Genomic DNA, 22,347 nt, shown 5'->3' on the forward strand with positions numbered 1-22,347 from the left:
ATGTACTTTTACAGTGCATGTGCAGACAACTTGATTTTATCTTTTTAATATGCGTATATTTATGTTATGAAAGACAATAAATTCAATTTTTGTCCTGAATGCGGCTCAAAAAATATATGTACAAAAAACAGCGGGCGCAAGTGGGTTTGCCCTGACTGCGGTTTTGAACTTTACAACAATACCGCTGCGGCTGTAGGACTTCTTATACAGAATAAAAAGGGTGAGCTTTTATTTGAAAAACGTGCAAAGGAACCAAGAAAAGGGTTTTTGGCTTTTCCCGGCGGATTCTGTGAACCTGATGAAAGCGGTGAAAATGCAGCCGTGCGCGAGTGTTTTGAAGAAATAGGTGTAAGGCCGCTTTCTGTAAAATACATATGCAGTTACCCGAATACATATGTCTACAAAGATGTCGTCTACAAAACCTGCGATATGTTTTTTACCGCAACTCTTCCGGCTGGGGCACAGCTTAAGGCCGAAGAGTCCGAAGTGAGCGGATTTGAATGGGTTGGTGTAAAATCTGCGGAAGATGTAGAAAAAATACCGTTAGCATTTGTTTCTGCAAAAAACACACTGTTGAAGTGGCTGGAGACAAAATGAGTTTACCTTTAATTATGTGTATTGCGGGCGCGGCAGTTTTTATTTTTGTATTTTTCTTCTATATAATACGCATATCCCGCCTTAAAAAGACCCGCGCCGGCTCTTCTCTTGATGTACCGCGCGCACCGGTTTCGTACAAGGGCAGCATTGCAGCGGCTTTTGTTCTGGAAGCACTGCCTTTTGCGGTTCCCATGGAATTATATATGGTGGCGGTTTCACTAGCCTGCGGAATTCTTGGCGAGATAATTGTTTTTAAGGAAAGAATAGCAAAAATTTCCGAAAATGAGCCATCGGGTACTGGACAAAGTTCGTAATATTCTATATACTACTAATACTTTATGGCGTCTTACCCAAGCGGTAAGGGAGAGGTCTGCAAAACCTTTATGCAGCGGTTCGATTCCGCTAGACGCCTTTCATAAAAAAAAGGTATCCGGTTGGATACCTTTTTTTTATGCTTACGGACTGTTCGAGCAAAGCTGCGGTCCGATACAATATATTTTGTGCTGTCCGGGTATCCGGGCGGCACTTTTCTGGAGAGATTTATGAGAAGAGTTTTTGTTTTTGCACTTCTGCTGTCTTTTGTTTTGAGTTTTGTTTCTGCCGCCAGTATGCCTTCGCATTCTAAAATACGGATTTCTTCTACAAAGTGGTTTGACATCATCTATCCTGTAGAAAGTGAAAATTCAGCCCGGGAACTTTTTGACAAAGCCGATTCAATTTATGAAAAAATCTGTGCATCTTACGGAAAAGAGCCTGACTTTCGCATGCCGGTTGTAATTACTCCTGACACTGACGCTTACAACGCTTATTTTTCCAACGGACACTACAATCATATTGTTCTTTTTGATGCTGTTTCTGATGAAAGTATGGCTGTTTTTTCTGAGCCGCTTCTTGGAACTTTTACGCATGAACTGACCCATGCTGTTTCTATAAATATGCGCAATCCGTTCTGGAAAGTTATAGATTCTGTGTTCGGCGATATTTTTAATCCGGGCTCGGCTTTTATTATGACGACTCTTTTTAAGGAAGGGGCTGCTGTTTCTATGGAAAGTTCCGGCGGGGAAGGGCGACTTAACGATCCTTTTTACCTTCATATGTCGCGCCAGGCAAAACTTTCGGGCAAATTTCCTTCGGCGCAGGATGTGACAGGCGCAAGGGACAAGTTTCCTTCGGCATCGGCATCTTACGGTTTTGGCGGACCTTTTGCCGCTTTTATCCAGCAGAAATACGGAATGGAAAAATATGCCGAATTCTGGTACCGTGCAATAAATGCAAAAAGCCTGACTTATGAAACTGCTTTCAAGCGAATCTACGATGTGAGTCTTGGAACTGCGTGGAAGGAATTCAAAGATTCTGTTTATGTTCCAGATATTCCCAAAAATCCTCTTGAAGAAAAATTTGTTACTGACTTTTTTAACCCTAAGTCAGACAGTTTTTCAAGACAAAATCTTTTGGGTTCAAGGTTTTACGGCCTTTCGTCTTCTGATGTTTCGGTAAGTTACATTGACGGCGGGGCTGTCTGGCTTTGTTCTGCACAGGACGGGATGTTCGGCGTTCCAAAAAAACTGTTTTCGCGCGACGGAATTCTTTCGGCAAGGCTTTCTTCTGACGGGGAATTTCTTGCTGTAAGTTACGAAGATGACAACAGTTCGGGAACAAAATACAAATCTGCACTTTACGAAATCAAAAGCGGCAGGTGGCATGAAATAAAGCAGGCAGGACTAAGGGACGCGTGTGTTTATTACGCAGAAGGAAAAATTTATGTTACTGCAGTTTATGCTTTTTCTCAGAGCGCTTCCCTTGTGACGTTTGCATTTGACGGAAAATCTTTTTTAAGGGCAAGTGAAGTTTCTTTTGCAAGCGGCGAGTCTGTTTTTTCTCCCTGTTTTATTGAAGGAAATGTTTATGCTGTCTGCAGGTCGGGACTTGAGTGGACTATAAGATGCTTTGGGGATCTGCGGAATTCAAACGGCGTTAAAAATGAGACATATTCTTTTTTGCCTGATGCACGGCTCCGATGGCTTTCGGCGGGAATTCTTGGCGGTAAACCTGTGCTTTTGTTTTCTTATGCCGAGCCTGACACTTTCCCAAGGCTGGGATGGCTTGACCCTTCTTCAAAAGAAATGTTCCTTATGAATACTGACGTTTCGGGCGGCGTGTACTGGCCGGTTGCTGCCGCCGGATCTGTTGTTTACAGCTCTTATTTTTATGACAACAGAAAACTTTTGTGTCTGGACACAACTTCTCTTGACAATGCCGGCGGAGTTTTGAAACTGACCGCCGCCCGGTCTGCGGTTAACGAAAGCAGTGACGCTTTTTCTGAAAGCCACGGCGGTTCTTTAGAAGGGACTTTTTCTTCTAAAAAATACAGAAAACCTTACTGGCACAGGGGGACTCTTCTTACGGGTCCTGTTGTGCCCGGTTATCAGTTAATTCCTTATGTTGCGGATGATGTGAAGAATGATTCCCTTATAAATACTGTTCCGTTTGTCTGGGGTTTGACATGGATGACAAGTAACCCGTGGGATTCTGACACTCTTACACTGAGTGCCGGAACGAGTTTTGATGCAAAAGCATGGGGCTTTTCTGCAGGATTTTCGGGTTCAACCTCTACATCGCTTTTTTCTTACAATGAAATGCCTGCGGTTGTTGTGGACAAGGACGGATTTGTTCAGGCTTCAAACAATCTTTCTCTTTCTTCGGGCGTAAATCTTGGCGGTAAGGCTGACCTTTTGTTTTCTCTTGAGAATAAAGCCTTTTTTGGAAAAAATACATGGGGTTTTGGGGGCTTGATACTGGATTATATTGAAGATGACAACTTGTATTTTTATGACAAGAACAAAGTGTCTGCCAAAATTTCCACAATCCGCAAAATGGGACCCGGAACATTCGAGCTTGGCGGTATTGCGCTGTCTGTTGCCTACAAAACTGTAGTTATGGGAACAGCAGGCGGCCGTCACCAATACAATGTTTTTAATGAAGGCGATGATATGGTTCTGCAACAGTACCTTTACCCCGAAGTGAGTGTAAATATTCCGCGCCTTCTGCCGTTTTCATGCAGGGATTCGTTTACTTACAATCTGCCGGTTGCATTCAATGTGCAGATGTGCTCTTATATAGGAAAATTTCTTTCTTTTGAAGCCGAAAGTGTTATATTTGCGTATGAAATCCAGCGCGGAATTCCGTTTGTGCCGCTTTATTTTAACCGTTTTCTTCTTACGGCAGACTACTGCGGTTCTTTGGGTAATTCAGGAACGGACTATACTCTTTGGAATTTTGTAAAGGTTTTTTCTGACCTTTCTGGAGACAGAATGGGGTACAGGGATTTTTTGTCCCTTAAACTGATTCTGGAACCGTCATTCAATACCGGCCTTTTTGCAAATCCTTCTTCGCACGTGAGTGTTTATTGTTCTGTAGGCCTACCGTTGAAAAACTTTGACCCCGGCAATTTCAAACTATCCTTCGGAGTCGGCTCTCTATTTTAGGCGCAGTAGAGACAGTTGTGAAATAACAGTCTCAACTGTAATTTTTAAGAATGGCTTTGCTGTTCTTGAAATAAAAAATATTGTTTTTTTGTAGAAAAGTATTATAATAATAGCGAGTATAATGCGCCCTGAAAAAAATACAGAAATCTGAAGTGAACTAAGCTGTAAAAGTCGACAATATAATATTAAAATAGGAAAAAAGTGATGTTGGTAAAAGATAAAAGAGAGTATTTGATAGTTCCGTTTACGGTGATTGCGCTTTTGGTTGACCTTCTTGGAAGAGTTTTTGCCGAAAAACTTATGCTTCCGCTTTGGTGCGACTCTGTCGGAACTTTTCTTATCGCGTATTTTGCAGGTCCTGTCTGTGGCGCTATAGTTGGTTTTACGAACAATATAATTTACGGCATTTTTGTTGAACAGCAGTCGGTTTACTGCGTTACTGGCGCATTTATCGGTTTTTTAGCCGGACATTTTGCAAAAAAGAAGGTTTTTGAAAGCCAGTTTTTAACTATGACGATTGGAATGGGGCTTGCCGTAATTTCGACGGTTATTTCCGTAATCGTCAGCATAACAATGTATGGCGGTGATATCGGCAATATCTGGGCATCTCAGGTAATGCGTTTTTTTATGGACGCAGGTTTTCCAAAATATGTTTCCTTTGTGACTGGGCAGTTTTATATTGAATTTTTGGACAAATTGTTTTGTGTGGAAATAATTTATCTTTTAATAAAACTCGTAAGGTTTTACAGAAAAAAACGTGATGAAAACTTAGAGGAAAAAAAATCGTTCAAAAACACAGCTCCGTTTTTGACTTTTATTTTTGCTCTTTTCTTTGTTTTTCAGCCTAAGCCGGCTTTTAGTCAAAATTTTACCGATGAATACGACTCTTATGTTCAGACTGTTTTTTCAAATTCCGAAGGACTTTTGTCTGGCGAAGCAAACGACATAGAACAGACAAATGACGGAAAACTTTGGATTGGAACTTATGCCGGCCTGTTTAAGTATGACGGTTCAAAATTTAAGCTTATGAGTGATATTCATTCTGTAAAAAGCGTAAATTGTCTTTTTGTAGACGAAGAAGGAAGGCTTTGGACTGGAACAAATGACGGTGGAATTACGATTTTTATAAATGAACACGTGATGAATGTGATTGACGAAGAAAGCGGTCTTCTTTCAAATTCTGTAAAGGACATTGTCTGCGATACCGAAGGAAATTATTACATCGGAACAACGGAAGGAATTTCTCTCGTGTCTTTGAGCGGCGGAGTAAAAATTACAAAAAAATATGAACAGATTAAAAACGTAACAAAAATGTCCGCCGACAAATTTGGAAACGTCGTTGCTGTTACCGAACGCGGAGAGCTTTTTTGCTTTAAAAACGGAGAAATTTGCTGTTCATTTTTAAAAGGCGAGGAAAAGACTTCTTTTCAGAGTGTGGATTTTTCGGAAGACGGAAGGCTTTTTCTTGCAAGCCCGGACGATTCGATTTTTATCTACAGACTGACGTCTTCCGGGGCAAATTTAGTCCGCAAATTTAAAATTCCAGGAATCGAAGGCATAAATTCATTCTATTTTGCAGAAAATAATGGCGTTTTTGTTTGTTCTGACACGGGAATAGCCTTTTTTGACGAGAGTTTTAAAGCCAAAAAACTTTACACAAACAATTTTTCGAATTCAATCGACGCAATGCTTATCGATTATCAGGGAAATCTCTGGTTCAGTTCTTCAAGGCTTGGACTTCTCGAAATGTGCAAATCCACTTTTATCGAACTTTTTTCAGAAATTGAAGAAACGGCTGTTGTAAATTCTACAGAAAAATGGCAGGGACTGCTTTTTTGCGGCACTGACGAGGGACTTATAATTCTTGACGAAAAAAACGAAAAAAAACTCGAAAATAAAATAAGTTCATTGCTTAATAAAATAAGAATTCGCTGTTTGAAGGTGGATTCTATGGATAATCTGTGGATTGCAACGACTGGAAGCGGTATTTATAAGGTGAGGGTGGATTCTTCTGGCGAATACGAGATAAAGAATTTTTCACAGAAAACAGGACTTCCTGGAAACCGTTTTAGAAATATCTGTGAACTTAAGGACGGAAGAATTGCTGTTGCCGGAGATTATGGAGTTGCCTTTTTGAGGGGAGATTCCGTTGAAAAAGTTTTTACTGCGCAGGACGGTTTTGCCAACGAAAAATCTCTCTGCCTTCTTGAATACAAAAACGGCTGCTATGTAGGTTCGGACGGCGGTGGAATTTCAAAAATCGAAAATGACAAGATTGTTAAAAATATTGGAAAAAAAGACGGACTTTCTTCAAACGTAATTTTGCGAATGGTTTACGATTCTTTTTCTGACGGTGTATTTATTGTTACAAGCAACGGAATTTGCTATACGTCCGCAAAAGGAGAAGTCAAAAAACTCGATAATTTTCCGTATTCAAACAATTACGACATGATTTGCGATCCTGACGGAACATGCTGGATTTTGGGAAGCGCTGGAATTTTTGTGGCACAGTCAAAAGATTTGATTGAAAATTTAAAAACCGAGTATCCGCTCATAAATGCAAAGCATGGTTTTCGTTCGCTGCTGATTGCAAATTCATGGCCTTGTCTCGAAAACGACAATCTTTATCTTTGCTGCGACAGCGGAGCCGTAAAGGTTAATATGTCAAAATACGACATGGCTTCAAAATCTTACCGCATGATTTTGGATTTTGCGGAAGTTGACGGAATAAAGCATAGAATTAACCGTTCTGACGTTTTTAAGCTTTCGCCTCAAACTCAAAAGCTTGTGCTTGAGCCGGAAATATTGAATTATTCACTGAACGATCCTTACGTAAGATATTTTCTTGATGGAAATGATTTAAAACCTACAGAGTGTTTGCTCAGCGAACTTGGAAAAATTTCTTATTCAAACTTAAAGCCAAAGACTTACGTGTTTAAAATTTCGATTCTCGACGGATTGAACGGAAGCGTAATCGAAAGTGCAAATTACACGATTGAAAAAGAAACAGAAATGTATCAGAAAAACTGGTTTAAGCTCTATGTTATCTTGACAGGCTGTCTTGTTCTTGTCTGGCTTACCTGGTTTGTTACTAGAGTTCGTTCTCAGAAGACTTTGCTTAAACAAAAATACGAACTCGAATATGCAAAGAAGCAGATTAAAATGGTGAACGAAACTATTCTTTCTATTGCTCAAACCGTAGATGCCAGGGATCAAAACACGAATCAACATTCTCGCAGAGTGTCGGAGTATTCGGTTTATATTGCAAAAAAACTTGGATACTCAAAGGAAAAATGCGAGACTCTGCGGCAGATGGCGCTTTTGCACGACATTGGAAAAATCGCAATTCCAGATGCTATTTTAAAGAAGCCGGAAAAACTTACGGACGAAGAATACAAAATCATGAAATCTCATGTTATTCGTGGTGCGGAAATCTTAAAATATCTTACGACTGTTGACAATGTAAGCGTTGGCGCCCTTTATCATCACGAAAAATACGACGGAAGCGGCTATTGTCACGGTCTGAAAGGTGAAGAAATTCCTCTTGACGCAAGAATTATCGGCATTGCAGACGCATTTGACGCAATGACGGCAAATCGTATTTATCGCAAACAGCTGGATCTTGATTTTGTAATAAAAGAGCTTAAGCGGAACAGCGGAACTCAGTTTGATCCGAAACTTGTGGACATCTTGCTTTCTCTGATTGCTGACGGAACAATAGATGTGGAAAAACTTTACGAAAAAACAAAAAACAATCCGGCAGAAAACATTTAATGAGGAAAACTATGAATGTAAAAATGAAAAAAAAATATATTTTGTGCGCAATTACTTCTGTTGCAATGTGCCTGCTTTCTTTTGGAATTCATATTTTGACACGTTCCGAAGATAGAAGCCTGAAAGTTGGTTTTATTTTTGTAGGCGATGAAATAACTCCTTATACAGAAAATTTTATAAAGGCACAAAATCACGTTGTTTCGGTTTTTGGCGACAAAATTGAGTGCGTTACTAAGTACAATGTTACGGAAGACCAGATTGAACCTCCTCTTGAAGAGCTCGTAAACGAAAAGTGTGATTACATAATTGCCGCGAGTTATGGTTACGGTCCGGTTGTAAAAGATATGGCGGCACTTCATCCAGAAATTGAATTTTGCGTGCCGACTGGCGACAATGCAAATGATGAGCCAGTTCTTCCAAATTATCATAACTGTTATGGAACGATTTATCAGGGGCGCTATATTTGCGGCGTGATTGCCGGAGAAAAACTGAAGGAAATGATTGAATCGAAAGTTATAAGCGCAGAAGAGGCAAAAGTCGGTTACGTTGCGGCTTTTCCGTTTCCAGAAGTTATTTCTGGTTATACGGCTTTTTATCTTGGAGTTCAGTCGGTTGTTCCAGAAGCGACAATGCTCGTAAAATATACAGACACCTGGTCAAATTATTCTTTGGAAAAGCAGATTGCCGTAGAATTGATTGATGAAGGTTGCGTTGTAATTTCTCAGCATTCTGACACAAAAGGTCCTGCTGTTGCCTGTGAAAATTCAAAAAGAGCGGTTCCTGCCTATCACGTCGGATATAGCCAAAGTATGACCGATATTGCTCCGACACGTTCTTTGGTCAGCTGTTCAGTTGATTATTCTTACTATTTTGAGCAGTCAATAAATGCTCTTTTGCATGGTAAAAAAATTGAAGATTGCATTGACGGCAAGGTTTACGGTCAGGACGCAATGGCAGGAATCGAAAAAGGCTGGGTCCGCATTCTGGACATAAACTATGAATTTTTGCCGAAAAATGTTGATTCGATCGTAAAATCTGTTAGCAGCAAAATTGAAAAAAATGATATTGCAATTTTTTCTGGAAATTTTACAGGAACTGATCCGTTTGACAGTTCCAAAAAAATTGACTTAAGGACACCTTTTATCGAAAATGAAAAATCTTCATCACCAGCTTTTTGTTATGTCCTCGATGATGTAATCAAGGTTTTGCCTTAATTTAGCAATCCCACCACTGAGCGGCTGTTTGATCTGCCAATTGAAGCAAAATGACGAGAGGATTTTAATGATGTTCCTGTATTTCCTACTTCAAGCAAATTATTATTAAAAACTATTTTTACAACAACATTTTTTGATTTAAAGGTTTGCAACGGCCGCACAGCTTGTCAGCTACATAGTGGCTTTGTCCCGGACAGGATTCCAGCGGCAAGACAAAAATAATGCTTCCGCTGACCAAAGCTGGCAACCGCAGGGTCAGGGCGCTGTTCTGCGAGTCGGCGAAAGCGATAAAACGGACGAATCCTTACGGGCAGAAATGCCAGCCATTTGCAATAAATACCTGACCTTCCTGAATATCACAGGCGTGCTGAATGGGATTTTCGTATTTTTGCTGCAAATCCTTGTAATTGGCTTTTCGGACTGCGGTAATTTTGATTTTGTGCATAAAACCTCATTTCAACTTACAAATCACAACCTGATTAGAATAATCCTGCACAGTCTCTAAGATTTTAGTATTCTTCCAGTCAATTTTCAAATCAGATAAATAAGACATTACAGGTTCATAATACAAATCATTTATAGAAAGTGACTTCTTTCCATTCAATTCAAAGAATGTAGCAATCCAAGCCTCTTTTGCAAAACTTGTCGTAACGATATTAGTTCCTTTAGAAAAAAGCCCCGGTTTATCTCTTGTAATAAATTTACAATCTATTGCAGTCTTCAAAGCTGCTTCAATTCCATGTTCCAAACTCAAATTAGAACCATACATCGAAGCCATTTTCTCATTGATATATTGTTTGTTTACCAAATCTTGAATATTCAATAATTTTGAAAATGCAAACAACAAATCATAAGTAAATGGAAAACGTAGACAAACAAGCGACATAACGATTACATTTTTATCAGCCTCAGAAAGCTTATAAAAACTTTCTGGTGTAAAGTTCTTAACTATGGCCCTGTTTAATGCGCTTGATTTTGTAATTACAGAGTAAATTGCATTTGCAGCTTTCTTTGCTCGATTATCACCGGAGCTGGAGCTTTGCTCTTTTACCTTAAGAAGTAAGCCCTCCTTATCAATATCTTTTGTTTCAAGATATTCAATAATAGAGTCAATCATTATATCAACAGGAATTGGCTGTTCGTTTCCTATGATTTTCTTTTTTTCTGTCATTTATTTAATTACTCCCACTGGTATCAATAATTCAAGAATATGGCTTCCGCCATGTGTTATAACTTTTTCTCCAGAAGAACCAAATCCATTTGTATCTCTAAAATATACAGATTTATCTTTCTTTCCTAAACGATATTCTTTGTTGTTTTCAATAAAAGTAATAGCCTGTTCTTCTGTATCAAACTGAACGAATCTTTTACTCTTAGAAAGCATCACAGTTTTCTGACCGGCTGTAAGTTTTAGATTCAGTTCAGCTTCAATATTTCCATGGTCAGTAGAAATATAAACTTCATATCCGGCATTTCGTAGTTCTTTTACAGCATCGCAAATACAAGATTTTTCAATCCAAAGTTTTGTATTTATAAAAAGCTGCTCATATCCCAGAATATTTCCATGCATCAATTCATCAAGGCCGTTTGTAACAAAACCTGCTACTGTTACGTCAGAAGAAGGAACCTTTATTTTTTCGTTGTTCTTTACTACTTCATAAGAAACTTGATATGTCTGCTTTTGATGTTTTTCAATCCAATACTTCTTAAACAAGTCTCCTTCAGTTCTATTAGTAATAGTAAGATCTGGTTTCTTTCCGGCAAAAATTGACTGTCTGGCCCAAGCTGTAATGCTTGGAAGCCATGATAAAGTTGTTTTTTCCTCAACATTAAGTTTTTCGTTTTCAAGATAATGTTTTAATAAAGTCCATTGCCAGTAATTCATTCCATCAATTACAATAAAAGCAATCTTGTTATTTTTTGTACTGGCGGCTATATAATCCTGAACCTTATCAATGGTAATCGGATGTCTGAGGCCGCTCATCGAGAACAAAGAATCATAATGATTGTTTACAAAAAACTGGAAACGATTATTTATGGTATTTAAAATTTCATTGTATTTATCAAAATATTCTTTGTTATTTAGTTCAAAAATCGCATACCCCAATTCACCTAATTTTGGAGCAATTTCAAACCAATCCTTATACTGGTCTCCGATAGTTTTAATTCGTTCAGTAAGGAATTCAAAAAGTTCGTTTATTAATTTCTGTAAGTCTTTTTCCTGTTTTGATTCAATATTATTTTCAATTGAACCAGTAATCTTTAAATTTGCAATTTCTTTTGCAAGCATAGGATTTTCAAAATTAATTTCTTCGCTTTTCAATGCATTTATAAATTCCAAGAGTTTTTGTTTATCTGAAAAGTCTTTAACTTTAGTTCCAAAATAAGGTTTACCAATATTTTCCAAAAAATCATTAATTGCTTTGTTTGGTTTTTCATTATTTGTATAAACAGAAATCAAAATTGCAAGGCAGCGTTCCTTTGATTTATTCAGTTTCCATGCCTGGAAATCTATTCCATATAAATTTTCCAACATGAATTGAATTGTTTCTTCGTAAGATAATTCATTAAAGATGCTAAGAGAATCTATTGTAGAAAGAGCATTAAAACTAAGGCCACTAATTGCATTCTCATCAAAGTTTCTAAATATATCCTTCGGTTTTAGATCAACAACAAAGGCAGATTCCTTCATATCATCAACTAGAGGATATTTACCAGTGATAACAAGAATTGTTTTTTTTCTGCCTTTTACTTCAAGTTCATATTTCATACGAACTTGTATGCCAGGTTCAACAAAATTAACTTTGTAATCTTCCTGTATTAATCTATCTTGAACTTCTGTAATTTCCAGATATTTTTGAGAATCAATTACAATTATAGGTTTATTTGTAGACGGCGTAACCTTCTGTATTATTGTTTCAAACCATCTGCTCATACAGTCACCTTCAACATCATAAGACATTCAAGTTCTGGAATAACCTGTTTGTCAGTTTCATAGTTTGAAATCCAAGTATCATATTCAGACTTATACTTACGAACTCTATAATTTTTAATCTGCTCAATGCCAATTCGCTCTGCTTGTTGAATCTGGAAATTAAATGCCTTTTCTCTGTTTTCTCTCATTGTAACAGAATGAGCATTTATTTCACTTTCCATAGAAGAATAAACGGACTGCAAATGTTCTTCTGCAGTAGGCTGCAACCTTTCGAACAATTCTTTTGAATTATTATCCTGTCCATCAACCTTAGCACCAAGTTCACCCATACTAAGCTTTGTCCATAAGGCCTGTGAATATGGAGCAAAGTATTGATTTTCAGATGATATAAAAATCGGTACCACTTTGCTTTGTTTTTCATAAGCGTTATGGGCAGAAATATTCCATAACATAAATGTTCCGGCAGCGTTTCCTTCTTGCGGTACTTTAATCACAGGAACAGCCACATTCTCATTTACAGGAACTGCCTCAGTAAGCATTTTTTGAATTAAATCACTTTGAATAGTAAGAAGTTCTGGTACTGGATTATCCAAACTAACCTTTGTATCAAAAGTATAATATTTTGGTGGTTCATCCTTAAATAAGTTCACAGCCAAGCCGTCAAAGGTTAATTCATATTTTATATTTCTATCAAAGAAATATGCTTCGCACAATTTTCTAAGCCAAACAGGAATAGGACTATGCTTTATCTTTTCAGTTTCAGTAAGATTAATGCTGCCATCTTTTGTTGTAGGCAGCTGTTTTTCAGTAACTTTGTAGTCTGCAAGTTTTTCTTTAATACCACTAAGCCATTCTGTACTTTCATATTCAAAATTACTTGGATCAAGCAAAGAAGTTCTGTAAAGTTTATTTACAGTATTGATTTCAAGAGTGCTATCCAAAACATCATTTGTTTTATCAATTCCCATTTCTGCAAGAATTATATTAAGCTTGGTTTCAATAACTTCATAAACACGGCTGTCGATAGAATTATCAATCATCATGTTAATTGCAAGAACTTCATGGCTCTGTCCAATACGGTCAACACGACCAATACGCTGTTCAATCATCATCGGATTCCATGGTACATCGTAATTAATTACAATATGTGCAAACTGCATGTTCAAAGATTCACCGGCAGCATCAGTAGAAACAAGAATCTGAACTTTATCCTTGAATTTCTTAAGAGCCTCGCCACGTTCATCTGCATCCATAGAACCATTAATTGCAACAGATGTATAACCGCCACGATTAGACAGCTCCTGGCAAAGCATATTTTGAGTAGAAGTAAATTCGGTAAAGATAATGAACTTCAAGTCCATATTATTTTCTGCTTTTTTAAGTTCATCAAGTCTACGCAAAAGGTACTCAAATTTTACATCAACTTCATTGGCCTTACAGTGTTTTGCTTCTGAAAGTAAATCTTTTAATTCAGTTAGCTCAGTTTCATATGCTGCAGCTGTGTTTTGAATCTGTTCATTTATTTTTTCTTCAAAGTCTAAACTAAGCTGAGCGTCTGAATCTTCTTCCAAAATTTTCTGAGCCATATTCTCATGTGTTAAAGCCAGATTTTTTTCAGTTTCAAGTCTGTTTGCACGTTTTTCAATTGCATCAAAAATTGCCTGTGTAGATGATGACATCATTCTCTGGAATAAAACCATGACAAAAACATAAGATGTATTTTTAGTTTTCGTTGCTAAATCAAATCCTTTTTTTACATATTCAGTTACAGAATCATAAAGAGCCTGTTGAAGTTTGTTTTTTGAATCATCATATTGAGCAATAAGCTTCTCAGTTCGTCTTTTATTAAAAAGCGGTTTCCCTGAATAGTCTATTGCCTGACGTTTTTCAGTTCTAACAACATAAGGCTCAAGTTCTTCAAGTGTAGGTTTTGCTTCACCACTAAATGCATCATTATTTAAAAGCTTCATAATACGGCGGAAGTGGTCAGACTTTCCGCGGTGTGGTGTAGCGGAAAGAAGCAGTACATTAGGTATGGCAGAACACAGTTCTTTTGCCATCTGAAAACGTCCAACATTCTCATCGCTCCCGCCGACTTTATGACATTCATCTATAATTAACAAATCAAAGTCAGCATTAATAACACTTTCAATTCTATATTTATTATATGCGTCTATTTTTTCTTTGCTCCAGCCACGGCGAGATTCAAGCGGTCTCAAAGAATCCATAGAAACAATTATCTGATTATTCTGCTGCCAGATATTTATGTCGTTATCAGCATCTAGTCTACCAAATGTTTTAGCCATAGAGCCAATAAACTCAGAATCATAAATATGGAACTTTTCATTAAAATGTTTTTTTAATTCAGACTGCCACTGTATCATTGCAGAAAGAGGAACAACAATCAAAGTTCTTTTTACAATGCCTCTAAGTTTTAATTCTTTAAGACAAAGACCAGCTTCAATTGTTTTTCCCATACCAACTTCATCTGCAAGCAGATAACGGCAATAGGCACCATTCATAACTTTTTCAAGTGCAAGGATTTGATGTGGTAGCGGAATTACGTTGCTTTCATAAGGAGAAAGAATCGACTGGCTTGCCATCTCGTTTTTTATGCGGGCGGCCATAGCTCTGTACTGTAAGTTCTGCAAACTTACTTCTGGTGTTTCATCAGTAATTTCTTCTGTACGTACATCTATTGTTTGCCCGGTTGCGAGAATCCGGATTTTTGTAATTGATTTACCGAATACAGTTTTCGAGGAAATAATTTCGACTGGCTGATTATTGTACTGCATAATATTTTCTTTATTGTTTATTCTGAATAATTAAGGAAATCCCCTTTTAATTTCTCTTTAAAACTCGTCATTATTAATTTTCTTGAATCTGCTCTGCCATCAGGAGTCTTAAATTTTGACAATGCCGTTTCAAAGAATTTTATCATTTTTTCGTTTGTATCTAAAAGTGCATTATTCAGAGTTTTTAAGAACAAAATGTAAAAATTTTTTTGGTCAGAATAATCATACTGCTCTAATTTTTTATAGGCTTTTCTAATTTCAAAAAATGAATCAATGAGAACATCAAGTTTTGTTATGTCAAAATTTTTTACAAACAAATCATCATAGTATTTTTCAAATATAGCCTTTTTTTGATTTGAAGCTTTTTCTGGAAATCCAAAATTTGAGAACAGAATTTGGCCAAGACGTTCCATACTTATCTGTTTTGAGTACTTAGAAGAAGTATTTCCTATGTCGCCAGATTTTCTACTATATTGTATCCCCTTTTCTGATAAATACTGTTCTATTTGTATCTGTTCATTTGCTAGAGATTTCAAATCGATAATTGATATTTTATTTTGACTATTAGTATATTCTGCAATCTTGTTTTTTGTGTTAATCTCTTGCGAAGTTTTAAAAATTCTAAGCAAAAGTTGACAATTTGATAAATAGTTTTCTATATTCCGATTATCTAACTGTTTAAAATCATGGATTGTCCTTAAAGTTTGTCCACCATTTACAATTTGAAAATTATTAATTGTAAGTTTAAACTTTTTACCACCATTTGTTGGTATTGAAATTACATCTTCCGCTGTTAAAGTTAATCCATTATTATACATAAAGAATTTGGAAGGCTCTTTTTCTAATGTCGCAGCCATATTCTTATTAAATTTTGATTTAGCAATAAAACCTCTTACATTATCAAATAAAACACCAAAATCCATACTTGTATTATTTAGTAGAGAATAATCTTCCATTGAATAATCATTCCTATATTCTTGATTGTTGCAAGTTATTCGTAATAATTCATTTGCAGTAATTCTTATAATATAAGATTTAGATGAAGAGATATTATCTTCAGAAAAAGGAAGCAAAGCATCACTATCAACATGTAAAACCGCATTTATTGCAGAAGGACGCAATGTTATCATTTGTGAAATCTTTTCAAGTCCAATAGTAATAATTTCTAAATCATATAGTTCTTCAAGATTTGAAAATTCCGATATTTTAGTAGACAATTCTTTTGATTCATTACTCACGATATAAAATTTTAATTTCCACACGTCCTTTCCATTATATTTTACAATTATTTTATCTGCATAATCTTTAAGCATACCTTTTAAAGTGTTTGTTTTTTCATTTTGTATTGCCTGTATAAATTTTGTTGTAATAAATGATTCATTGACACTCTGTTGTCTATCTTTATCAAATTTTTCCCTGTATTTGAAATTGAAAATATTAATAACATTATTTTCCTCATCAAAAAATATGGCATCAACACCGCAATCTTCATTTCTAACATTGAAAACAGTTGAATTAAAATCCATATCTGTAATCAGAGGTGTTATATCCGATATATCTTTTAAATCGCACAGATTACTAAGCATTAAAAAATAAAATCCAAAACGTGCTTTTTGAATATCCGAAATACTCGATAAATCTTTATCCAAATCTTTTTCAAATAATTCGAAATAATGAAGACATTTTTCGTTAAGAATTTTAAAGTCATTAATATTTGTCATTTTAGATTCCCCTATATTTATTTACACCTTACTTGATGCAATATCATAATAGTTCAACAAGGTCTCATCTTCTGTAAGAAGATTCTCTGGAATCTTGTCACCGATTGTGACAATCCGCTTGAAGTCTTTTTTCTGGTAACTATCTTTAAAACCTGCTTTAACTGCTTCAAGACGAACATCTTTAAGTTTCTTTACTTTACCGGACTCAACCTGAGCACAATAATCTTCCCAAATTTTGAGCAGGGCTTTTGTACGGAGTGCGTCGCGGTCTTTCTGCTCGTTCATATCCGGAATACGCCAGGAACCGTCAGATTCTTGAATGAAGTTTTCTTCAAGCACGTCTTTTAGCTCAACCTCAACTTCGCCTTTTCGGTTGATCGTGTAGGCTTTTCGATAATCAGGCTGGATATCCTGGTATTTGAGCGGACCTGCTTCAAGTTTCTCTTTAATCCATTGTATTGCGTCATTCTCGCTTTCAATGATTGAAACGAACAAGCTTGGTTGATCTGTAATGTTGTGCTTTTTCTTGAGCTCGTGATATTGATTCAGTTGTGCAGATGTAAATATCATGCCGTCTTCTTGAATGTAGCGATTGCGCAAACCTTCTTGAAAGTCTGCCGCATCAAGAGGAACCGGGAGACCGCGCATAAAGAAATATGTGATAAGGCGGTCGTAAAGAACTTTCGGGCTGCGCTCAATTACGCTTGTTGTCCGCTCGTCTTTTACGGCTGGAATCGGCAAGTGTTCAAGATGCTCTGAAACAAAGCTCCAGGTATTTGCTCGCGAATCCTGAATCATAAACTGTTTTGTGAATGTTTCTGACGGTTTGTAACAGCTGATAACAAGGTCTTGTTTTACGGCGGTAGGTGTTGTGACAGCCTTAAAACTTCCTTGCTGTTTATCAAGAGACGATACATTTGCAATTACAAAACCAACTCTATTAAGTCCAAGCTGAATTGAATTCCATACAGATGCAGCTGTATTTGAAAACTCTATTGTAATCCAATGTCCCGGTTTTAATACGCGGTAAAACTCTGCAAAACATTTTTGCATTATATTTTGATATTCAAAAAGACCTTTATTTTGACTACCACTTTCAATGGCTTCTTCTTTATTGTTTGTTTTTACTTTGAGCCATGCTTCCTGAATAAAATTTAATTCAGAATAATTAATATTTGCACCAAACGGTGGATCTGTAAAAATATAATCGATTGAATTATCAGAGATATTAAAATTTTCAGCAGATGATATCAAGGTAAGATTTTTCGCTCCTAGTTTTTCATAGGCTTTAATAAAATCATTAAGTTTTCCTACAAATAATTTAAATACATTCGATTCAGCAATTAACGACGGAACATATAAAGTTCCTGCTAGATTTCCATTTCCTCTTTTTCCTTGATTATATCGGACTAATTTTGATGTAAGAAATGTATCAATTGAATCAAATACATTTAAAACTTTGTTTTTATCATTTATCCTATCGCGAATTGATGAAAGTATCCAAAGATTTCGTTTTGTATAAAATTGATGAACATTTGTTATTCCGTCTTTGTCATTTCTATGAGCCTCTCTACCTTCACACATTTCATCTTTTGGATACCAGTATGGAATATCAGAATTTTCAATTTTCTTTATCAAGTCAAAATCAAATTCATCAGGCTTCTTTTCATGTCTTTTGCCTTTTTTATCAACATACTGAATGAGAACTGGCACTGTTTTCGATTGCTGAATTGTCTTGTTCGTTGCCTTATCAAAAACAGTCTGCATAGCTTTTGAAACCTGTTTTTTTGTGTGTTTTGCTCCACAGTTTGGACAGGAAAATTCTTCTTTTACTTTTGGAATAGACATATCAACAGCGGCATCATAAAAAACAATCTCTCCGCCGCAATCTGGACAAATAAAAACATCGCTCCAAACAACATAATTAATCTTTCCAATGCTTCCGTCTGTGTGGCGGGTTTCATACATCCAGCCACATTCTTTTTCCACTTCCGCAAGAATTTTTTTTGCTTCAAGTTCAAAGCGTTTTGCATTTACCGGAGTGTTGTAATTGTATGCGATAAACGAGGCAATAGGGCTAAGGTCTCCCAAAACCGCATGCCGCGCTCCCCAGACAGGCTTTTTGTATTCAAGATTTTCAAACTCGTTTTCAATCTTGTTCTTCAAGTCAATGTCGCACTTTCCGCACATCTGAGCCGCAACGCCGGTCATTCCAGTTCCCGCAAATCCGTCAAGCACAATGTCGCCCGGCTGTGTGTAATGCAGAATGTAGCGCATAATTGCAGGGTGAGGCACTTTTGTATGATATGAGTGGGCGTTGTAAATCGGGTTGTTTTTTCCCTCGCTCACGTCGCTTGCATAGGGGTCTTTCACTTCAAAATCATTTTTGCGGAGTTTCTTGAATTCTGGAGATTCTTTTTCCTTTTCCCATTCAGCTACAAAATCTTTAAGCCATGGGTTCGGGCAGGCAGTGTAATACGGCGGGTCAGAAAGATTTATGATGTCGTCGTCTTCTCCGATTGGGTAGCCTTCCAGTCTTTTGAGTTCCGGCAGCTTTTTGCGAAGCTCTTCACGGAAATATTGGCGGCGTTCATTGTCGTTGGCAAAGGATTTTCCGAGAACGGTTACGGGTGTGTTATCGGTGTTGTTTATTTCGAGATTTGTTAAGTCTTCGTCGGTGAAAAGTGATGACATATGTGTGATGCTCCTACTTTGAATATTTTTCTGCTATAATGTCTGAAATCTTCTTTGTTTCGCGATAATTTCTGCCAGTAGTTTGAATTACCATACCTAAACCTTTATCTGTCCAATAAAGAACTAATTCAATTTGTCCATTAGGTTTTACATCTCTTATTAATTCTTTATCAAAACTATTAAATGGAAGAGAATTTATGCAAGATTCAACATATTCGCAGTTTTTCAGTTTATTCCAGAAGTCTTTTAACACATCAGTTCCATGGTCATCTCTGACATGAAATTGTTTTTTATCAATTGGAGTATTTGTTTTTAATAAGACAATTTGTTTAAGAGAATCAATCCATATTTGTTGACTATTTATATTTACAATTGTAGAAGCGTGATGTATCACTATATTCTTATCATTATCTGATTTATCAACAGCAGAAATAGTATCACAATTCCATTTTTCATTTGTTAAAAGACTAAAAGCTAGAGTATCGTAGGTATAAGCCCATTGAAATCCTTCTGTTTTTTGATTTTCAAAGTACAATTCATGTTGTATAAATTTTTCTTCTATCTCTTCAGGCATATTTGTTTTTTCAAAAGGTTCATGAAAAAATGAGAAGAAAAAATTTGTTATGACAGGAATTGAAACACCTGGTATTTTTTTTAAATAATCAAGTATTTCAGTTTTTATATCTGAACTTAATCTGCATACAGAAAAATTTTCTGATTTTAGTCGCTGATAACAAGCTCTAAGATTACTCAAAACTTCATAGTTTGCAGGCTTATCTTGTAGACATAATTCATTAAAGAAAATCTCGTTCTGCATATTTACCACCTAAAACAATTTTGCCATGAGATTTCCCCACTCATCCAAAAGACCTGTAGGATAACTATCCAACTCACCATTTTTATCTACATTGATAGGTGTAACTTCTGTTTCAAGTTTTGTTGTTTCATTCTTGTCAAAATAGAATAAACGAACTTTGTTAGAATCAATATTATTTTCTTTTACTGCAACTCGGATTCCATTAATTATATGATCACTATGTGTTTCACAAATTATTTGCACCCCACTTTGAGAAGCTAAAGCAATAAGTTTCCCAAGTTCTGCCTGTCCACGAGGATGTAAATGAGATTCTGGATTTTCAATAAGAACTAAATCCCCTGGTTGACTAATTAAAAGTGTTAAAATAAGTGGAAGAACATAAGGAATACCAAAACCAACATTTACAGGCGAATATGGATTTGTAAATTCACTCGTAATCTTTTTTTCTCCGCTCTTCAGTGTTGTCTCATATTTTTTTTCAAATTCTATCGACATTTTTACAATACCAAGTTCTGATATTTCTTCAGATAAAATTGTTGCACCTGGAGAAATTTCACTCATCCATGCGTCTAATTCATGTGCAATAAGATTTGATTTAGCTTTATTATGATGAAGTTTTGTGTTTAATAATTTTTTACCGCTAAGTTTGGCCAAATAATAAGGAGCATTCTCTCCGTTGTTTCCTAACTGATTATAAATATTATTAGCTGCGTTAGCTGCGTTATATGTTTTAGCAGGTGAAATGTGATCTGCTGCAAGATAATGGAAACTTTTTGTGAATAAAGCCAAATTCTTTTCATTTTTTGCAGATAAAATATCTCCACTCAAAACATCTACATCTTCTTTATATTTATATTTTACACTAAATGAAGATGTATTATTTTCAAGTGTGTATTTTATAGAGTCATCAGGATCTGCGTCTTGATAAAAGACATCTTTAGAGTTACCAAGAGAAACCAGTTCGTTATTTATATATAAATTTTTTATAGAATTATCGCGAATATAACTTTGTCGTAACATAAGTAGGGACTGTATTACAGAAGATTTCCCCATACTATTTAATCCCATAAATAGATTTAAATTTTTAAGGTTTAAGGCAACATTTCTTAATGATTTAAAATTCTCAATTCTAATAAAATTTATCATTTATAACTCCTTAATTTATTGTTTAAAAGGTTAGTTAATTCTTGATGTCTCATTCTTACATGGTCGATTAATCCTGTAGCACTATTAATTGCCCAATAAAATGGAGAATCAAAAAGTTTTTTATAATCAGCAAAAAAATCTTCTTTATTTTTTACAATCAAGTCTTGTTCTTCTGATGTTAATAAACCAAAACAACTTGATACACATTCAAATAAAGATTTATTAAGAGGGCCATATTTTTCGACGTCAGTATATAATATCTTTTTTCTGAATGCATAATTACCAAAAACATTTTTACAACATTTCATTGTTCTATCGAAAATTGAAAGTAATTCTTTTACTTTTTCATTTGAATATTCTTTCTTTACTTTTGTTAATCCTTTTTCAAGATATAAATCCATATTTCCGTCATAAGTTTCGTAACCAAGAACATAAAACGCTGTAAATCGTGTGGCTAAATCCCGATCGGCCATTCTTTCTGGAGAAATTCTATATCTTGTAGCTTCTTTAAAAGAATCTAAATTAGCCATATCTTTGACTAAATTTCCTGCGATTCCATGAAATATACAGTTTCTTATTTCTGCCAAACTTAAAACGAGGCCACCAGTATTAATTCTTTTAAAAATACTTATTGTAACATCATCTGGAGTTCCTTTACGAATACAATAAGCCTGAATTTGGCATTCTTGTATTCTTCTTTGCATATTTCTTGGTAAATCGTCATAAGAGTAATCTTGAAATTCATTTAGATATTCTAAATTTGTAAGTCTTAAACTTTTTTTGACTATAAATTCATTTAATGTTGTTATTCTTTGTAAGCCATCAACAATAGTCCATTTTTCATCAATCCTGCTATCAAAATAAAAAACAGGAAGAGGAATTTTTATAAGCATTGATTCTATTAGTCGACTTTTCTTTGTTTCATCCCACAATCCAGACTTTCTTTGAAAATCTGGATTTAAATCTATTTCATCATGTTCAATTCTGTCTAACAATAAACGAATTGTCATTGTATTTGGAATAATATCAACTTTATCAGGATCATAAGGTTCTTTAATTTCAGGTCCTTTAGAGTCATATTCTTTTTCATCTTTATCAAATTCTAAAGAATCTAACTGAGTTTGTTCCATTTCTTCTTGTTTCAATTCATTATCTTCTGACATTAAAAA

Annotated in this window: 15 protein-coding genes and 1 tRNA gene; 7 read left to right on the forward strand and 9 right to left on the reverse strand. The window is 35.7% G+C overall.

Translation table 11 applies throughout. From position 1 onward, the window contains the following. Positions 1 to 66: 66 nt before the first annotated feature. From IWA51_RS04070 to IWA51_RS12900, 7 genes are all read left to right on the forward strand, one after another. Entirely contained in the window at positions 67 to 597 is a 531-nt protein-coding gene (locus IWA51_RS04070) for an NUDIX hydrolase (protein ID WP_198443331.1), read from the forward strand. Beyond that, positions 594 to 911, forward strand: coding sequence for a hypothetical protein (locus IWA51_RS04075; protein ID WP_198443332.1), 318 nt, complete (start codon positions 594 to 596; stop codon positions 909 to 911). Before IWA51_RS04070 ends, IWA51_RS04075 begins: the two co-directional genes overlap by 4 nt. A 26-nt stretch (positions 912 to 937) precedes the next feature. Beyond that, positions 938 to 1,009 (forward strand) — tRNA-Cys (locus IWA51_RS04080). 130 nt (positions 1,010 to 1,139) lie between these two features. After that, positions 1,140 to 4,082 (forward strand): hypothetical protein, encoded by a 2,943-nt coding sequence (locus tag IWA51_RS04085; protein WP_198443333.1) that lies wholly within the window; start codon positions 1,140 to 1,142, stop codon positions 4,080 to 4,082. Positions 4,083 to 4,286: 204 nt separating this feature from the next. Continuing rightward, positions 4,287 to 7,856: an HD domain-containing phosphohydrolase gene (locus IWA51_RS04090; RefSeq protein WP_198443334.1), complete on the forward strand. Its 3,570-nt coding sequence runs from the start codon at positions 4,287 to 4,289 to the stop codon at positions 7,854 to 7,856. 11 nt (positions 7,857 to 7,867) lie between these two features. After that, entirely contained in the window at positions 7,868 to 9,070 is a 1,203-nt protein-coding gene (locus IWA51_RS04095; RefSeq protein WP_198443335.1) for a BMP family ABC transporter substrate-binding protein, read from the forward strand. A 221-nt stretch (positions 9,071 to 9,291) separates the two neighbouring features. After that, positions 9,292 to 9,414: a hypothetical protein gene (locus IWA51_RS12900; RefSeq protein ID WP_198443336.1), complete on the forward strand. Its 123-nt coding sequence runs from the start codon at positions 9,292 to 9,294 to the stop codon at positions 9,412 to 9,414. On the opposite strand, the gene IWA51_RS04105 is transcribed toward IWA51_RS12900, so the two are convergent. Genes IWA51_RS04105 through IWA51_RS04145 form a run of 9 tightly spaced genes read right to left on the reverse strand, consistent with a single transcriptional unit; the run spans position 9,375 to position 22,341 of the window. After that, complete coding sequence (locus IWA51_RS04105; protein ID WP_198443707.1) at positions 9,375 to 9,515, reverse strand: hypothetical protein; 141 nt, start codon at positions 9,513 to 9,515, stop codon at positions 9,375 to 9,377. The genes IWA51_RS12900 and IWA51_RS04105 overlap by 40 nt on opposite strands. Before the next feature lie 6 nt (positions 9,516 to 9,521). Continuing rightward, a complete protein-coding gene (locus tag IWA51_RS04110; RefSeq protein ID WP_198443337.1) occupies positions 9,522 to 10,241 on the reverse strand; it encodes a hypothetical protein in 720 nt (239 codons plus the stop codon). Continuing rightward, positions 10,242 to 12,005: a PglZ domain-containing protein gene (locus IWA51_RS04115; RefSeq protein WP_198443338.1), complete on the reverse strand. Its 1,764-nt coding sequence runs from the start codon at positions 12,003 to 12,005 to the stop codon at positions 10,242 to 10,244. It lies immediately after the preceding gene. Next, the gene (locus IWA51_RS04120) at positions 12,002 to 14,800 is read right to left on the reverse strand and encodes a DEAD/DEAH box helicase (protein ID WP_198443339.1); all 2,799 of its coding nucleotides are present in this window, start codon (positions 14,798 to 14,800) and stop codon (positions 12,002 to 12,004) included. The genes IWA51_RS04115 and IWA51_RS04120 overlap by 4 nt, the downstream gene beginning before the upstream one ends. Positions 14,801 to 14,817: 17 nt before the next feature. Further along, positions 14,818 to 16,521: an AIPR family protein gene (locus IWA51_RS04125; protein ID WP_198443340.1), complete on the reverse strand. Its 1,704-nt coding sequence runs from the start codon at positions 16,519 to 16,521 to the stop codon at positions 14,818 to 14,820. 21 nt (positions 16,522 to 16,542) lie between these two features. Continuing rightward, positions 16,543 to 19,215: a DNA methyltransferase gene (locus tag IWA51_RS04130; RefSeq protein ID WP_198443341.1), complete on the reverse strand. Its 2,673-nt coding sequence runs from the start codon at positions 19,213 to 19,215 to the stop codon at positions 16,543 to 16,545. Positions 19,216 to 19,228: 13 nt separating this feature from the next. Beyond that, the gene (locus tag IWA51_RS04135) at positions 19,229 to 20,032 is read right to left on the reverse strand and encodes a hypothetical protein (protein ID WP_198443342.1); all 804 of its coding nucleotides are present in this window, start codon (positions 20,030 to 20,032) and stop codon (positions 19,229 to 19,231) included. Between the two features lie 9 nt (positions 20,033 to 20,041). After that, positions 20,042 to 21,178, reverse strand: a complete 1,137-nt coding sequence (locus IWA51_RS04140) for a DUF3696 domain-containing protein (protein WP_198443343.1) — start codon at positions 21,176 to 21,178, stop codon at positions 20,042 to 20,044. Continuing rightward, positions 21,175 to 22,341 (reverse strand): DUF262 domain-containing protein, encoded by a 1,167-nt coding sequence (locus IWA51_RS04145; RefSeq protein WP_198443344.1) that lies wholly within the window; start codon positions 22,339 to 22,341, stop codon positions 21,175 to 21,177. The genes IWA51_RS04140 and IWA51_RS04145 overlap by 4 nt, the downstream gene beginning before the upstream one ends. Positions 22,342 to 22,347: the final 6 nt, after the last annotated feature.

This window comes from Treponema peruense (assembly GCF_016117655.1).
Taxonomy (GTDB): domain Bacteria; phylum Spirochaetota; class Spirochaetia; order Treponematales; family Treponemataceae; genus Treponema_D; species Treponema_D peruense.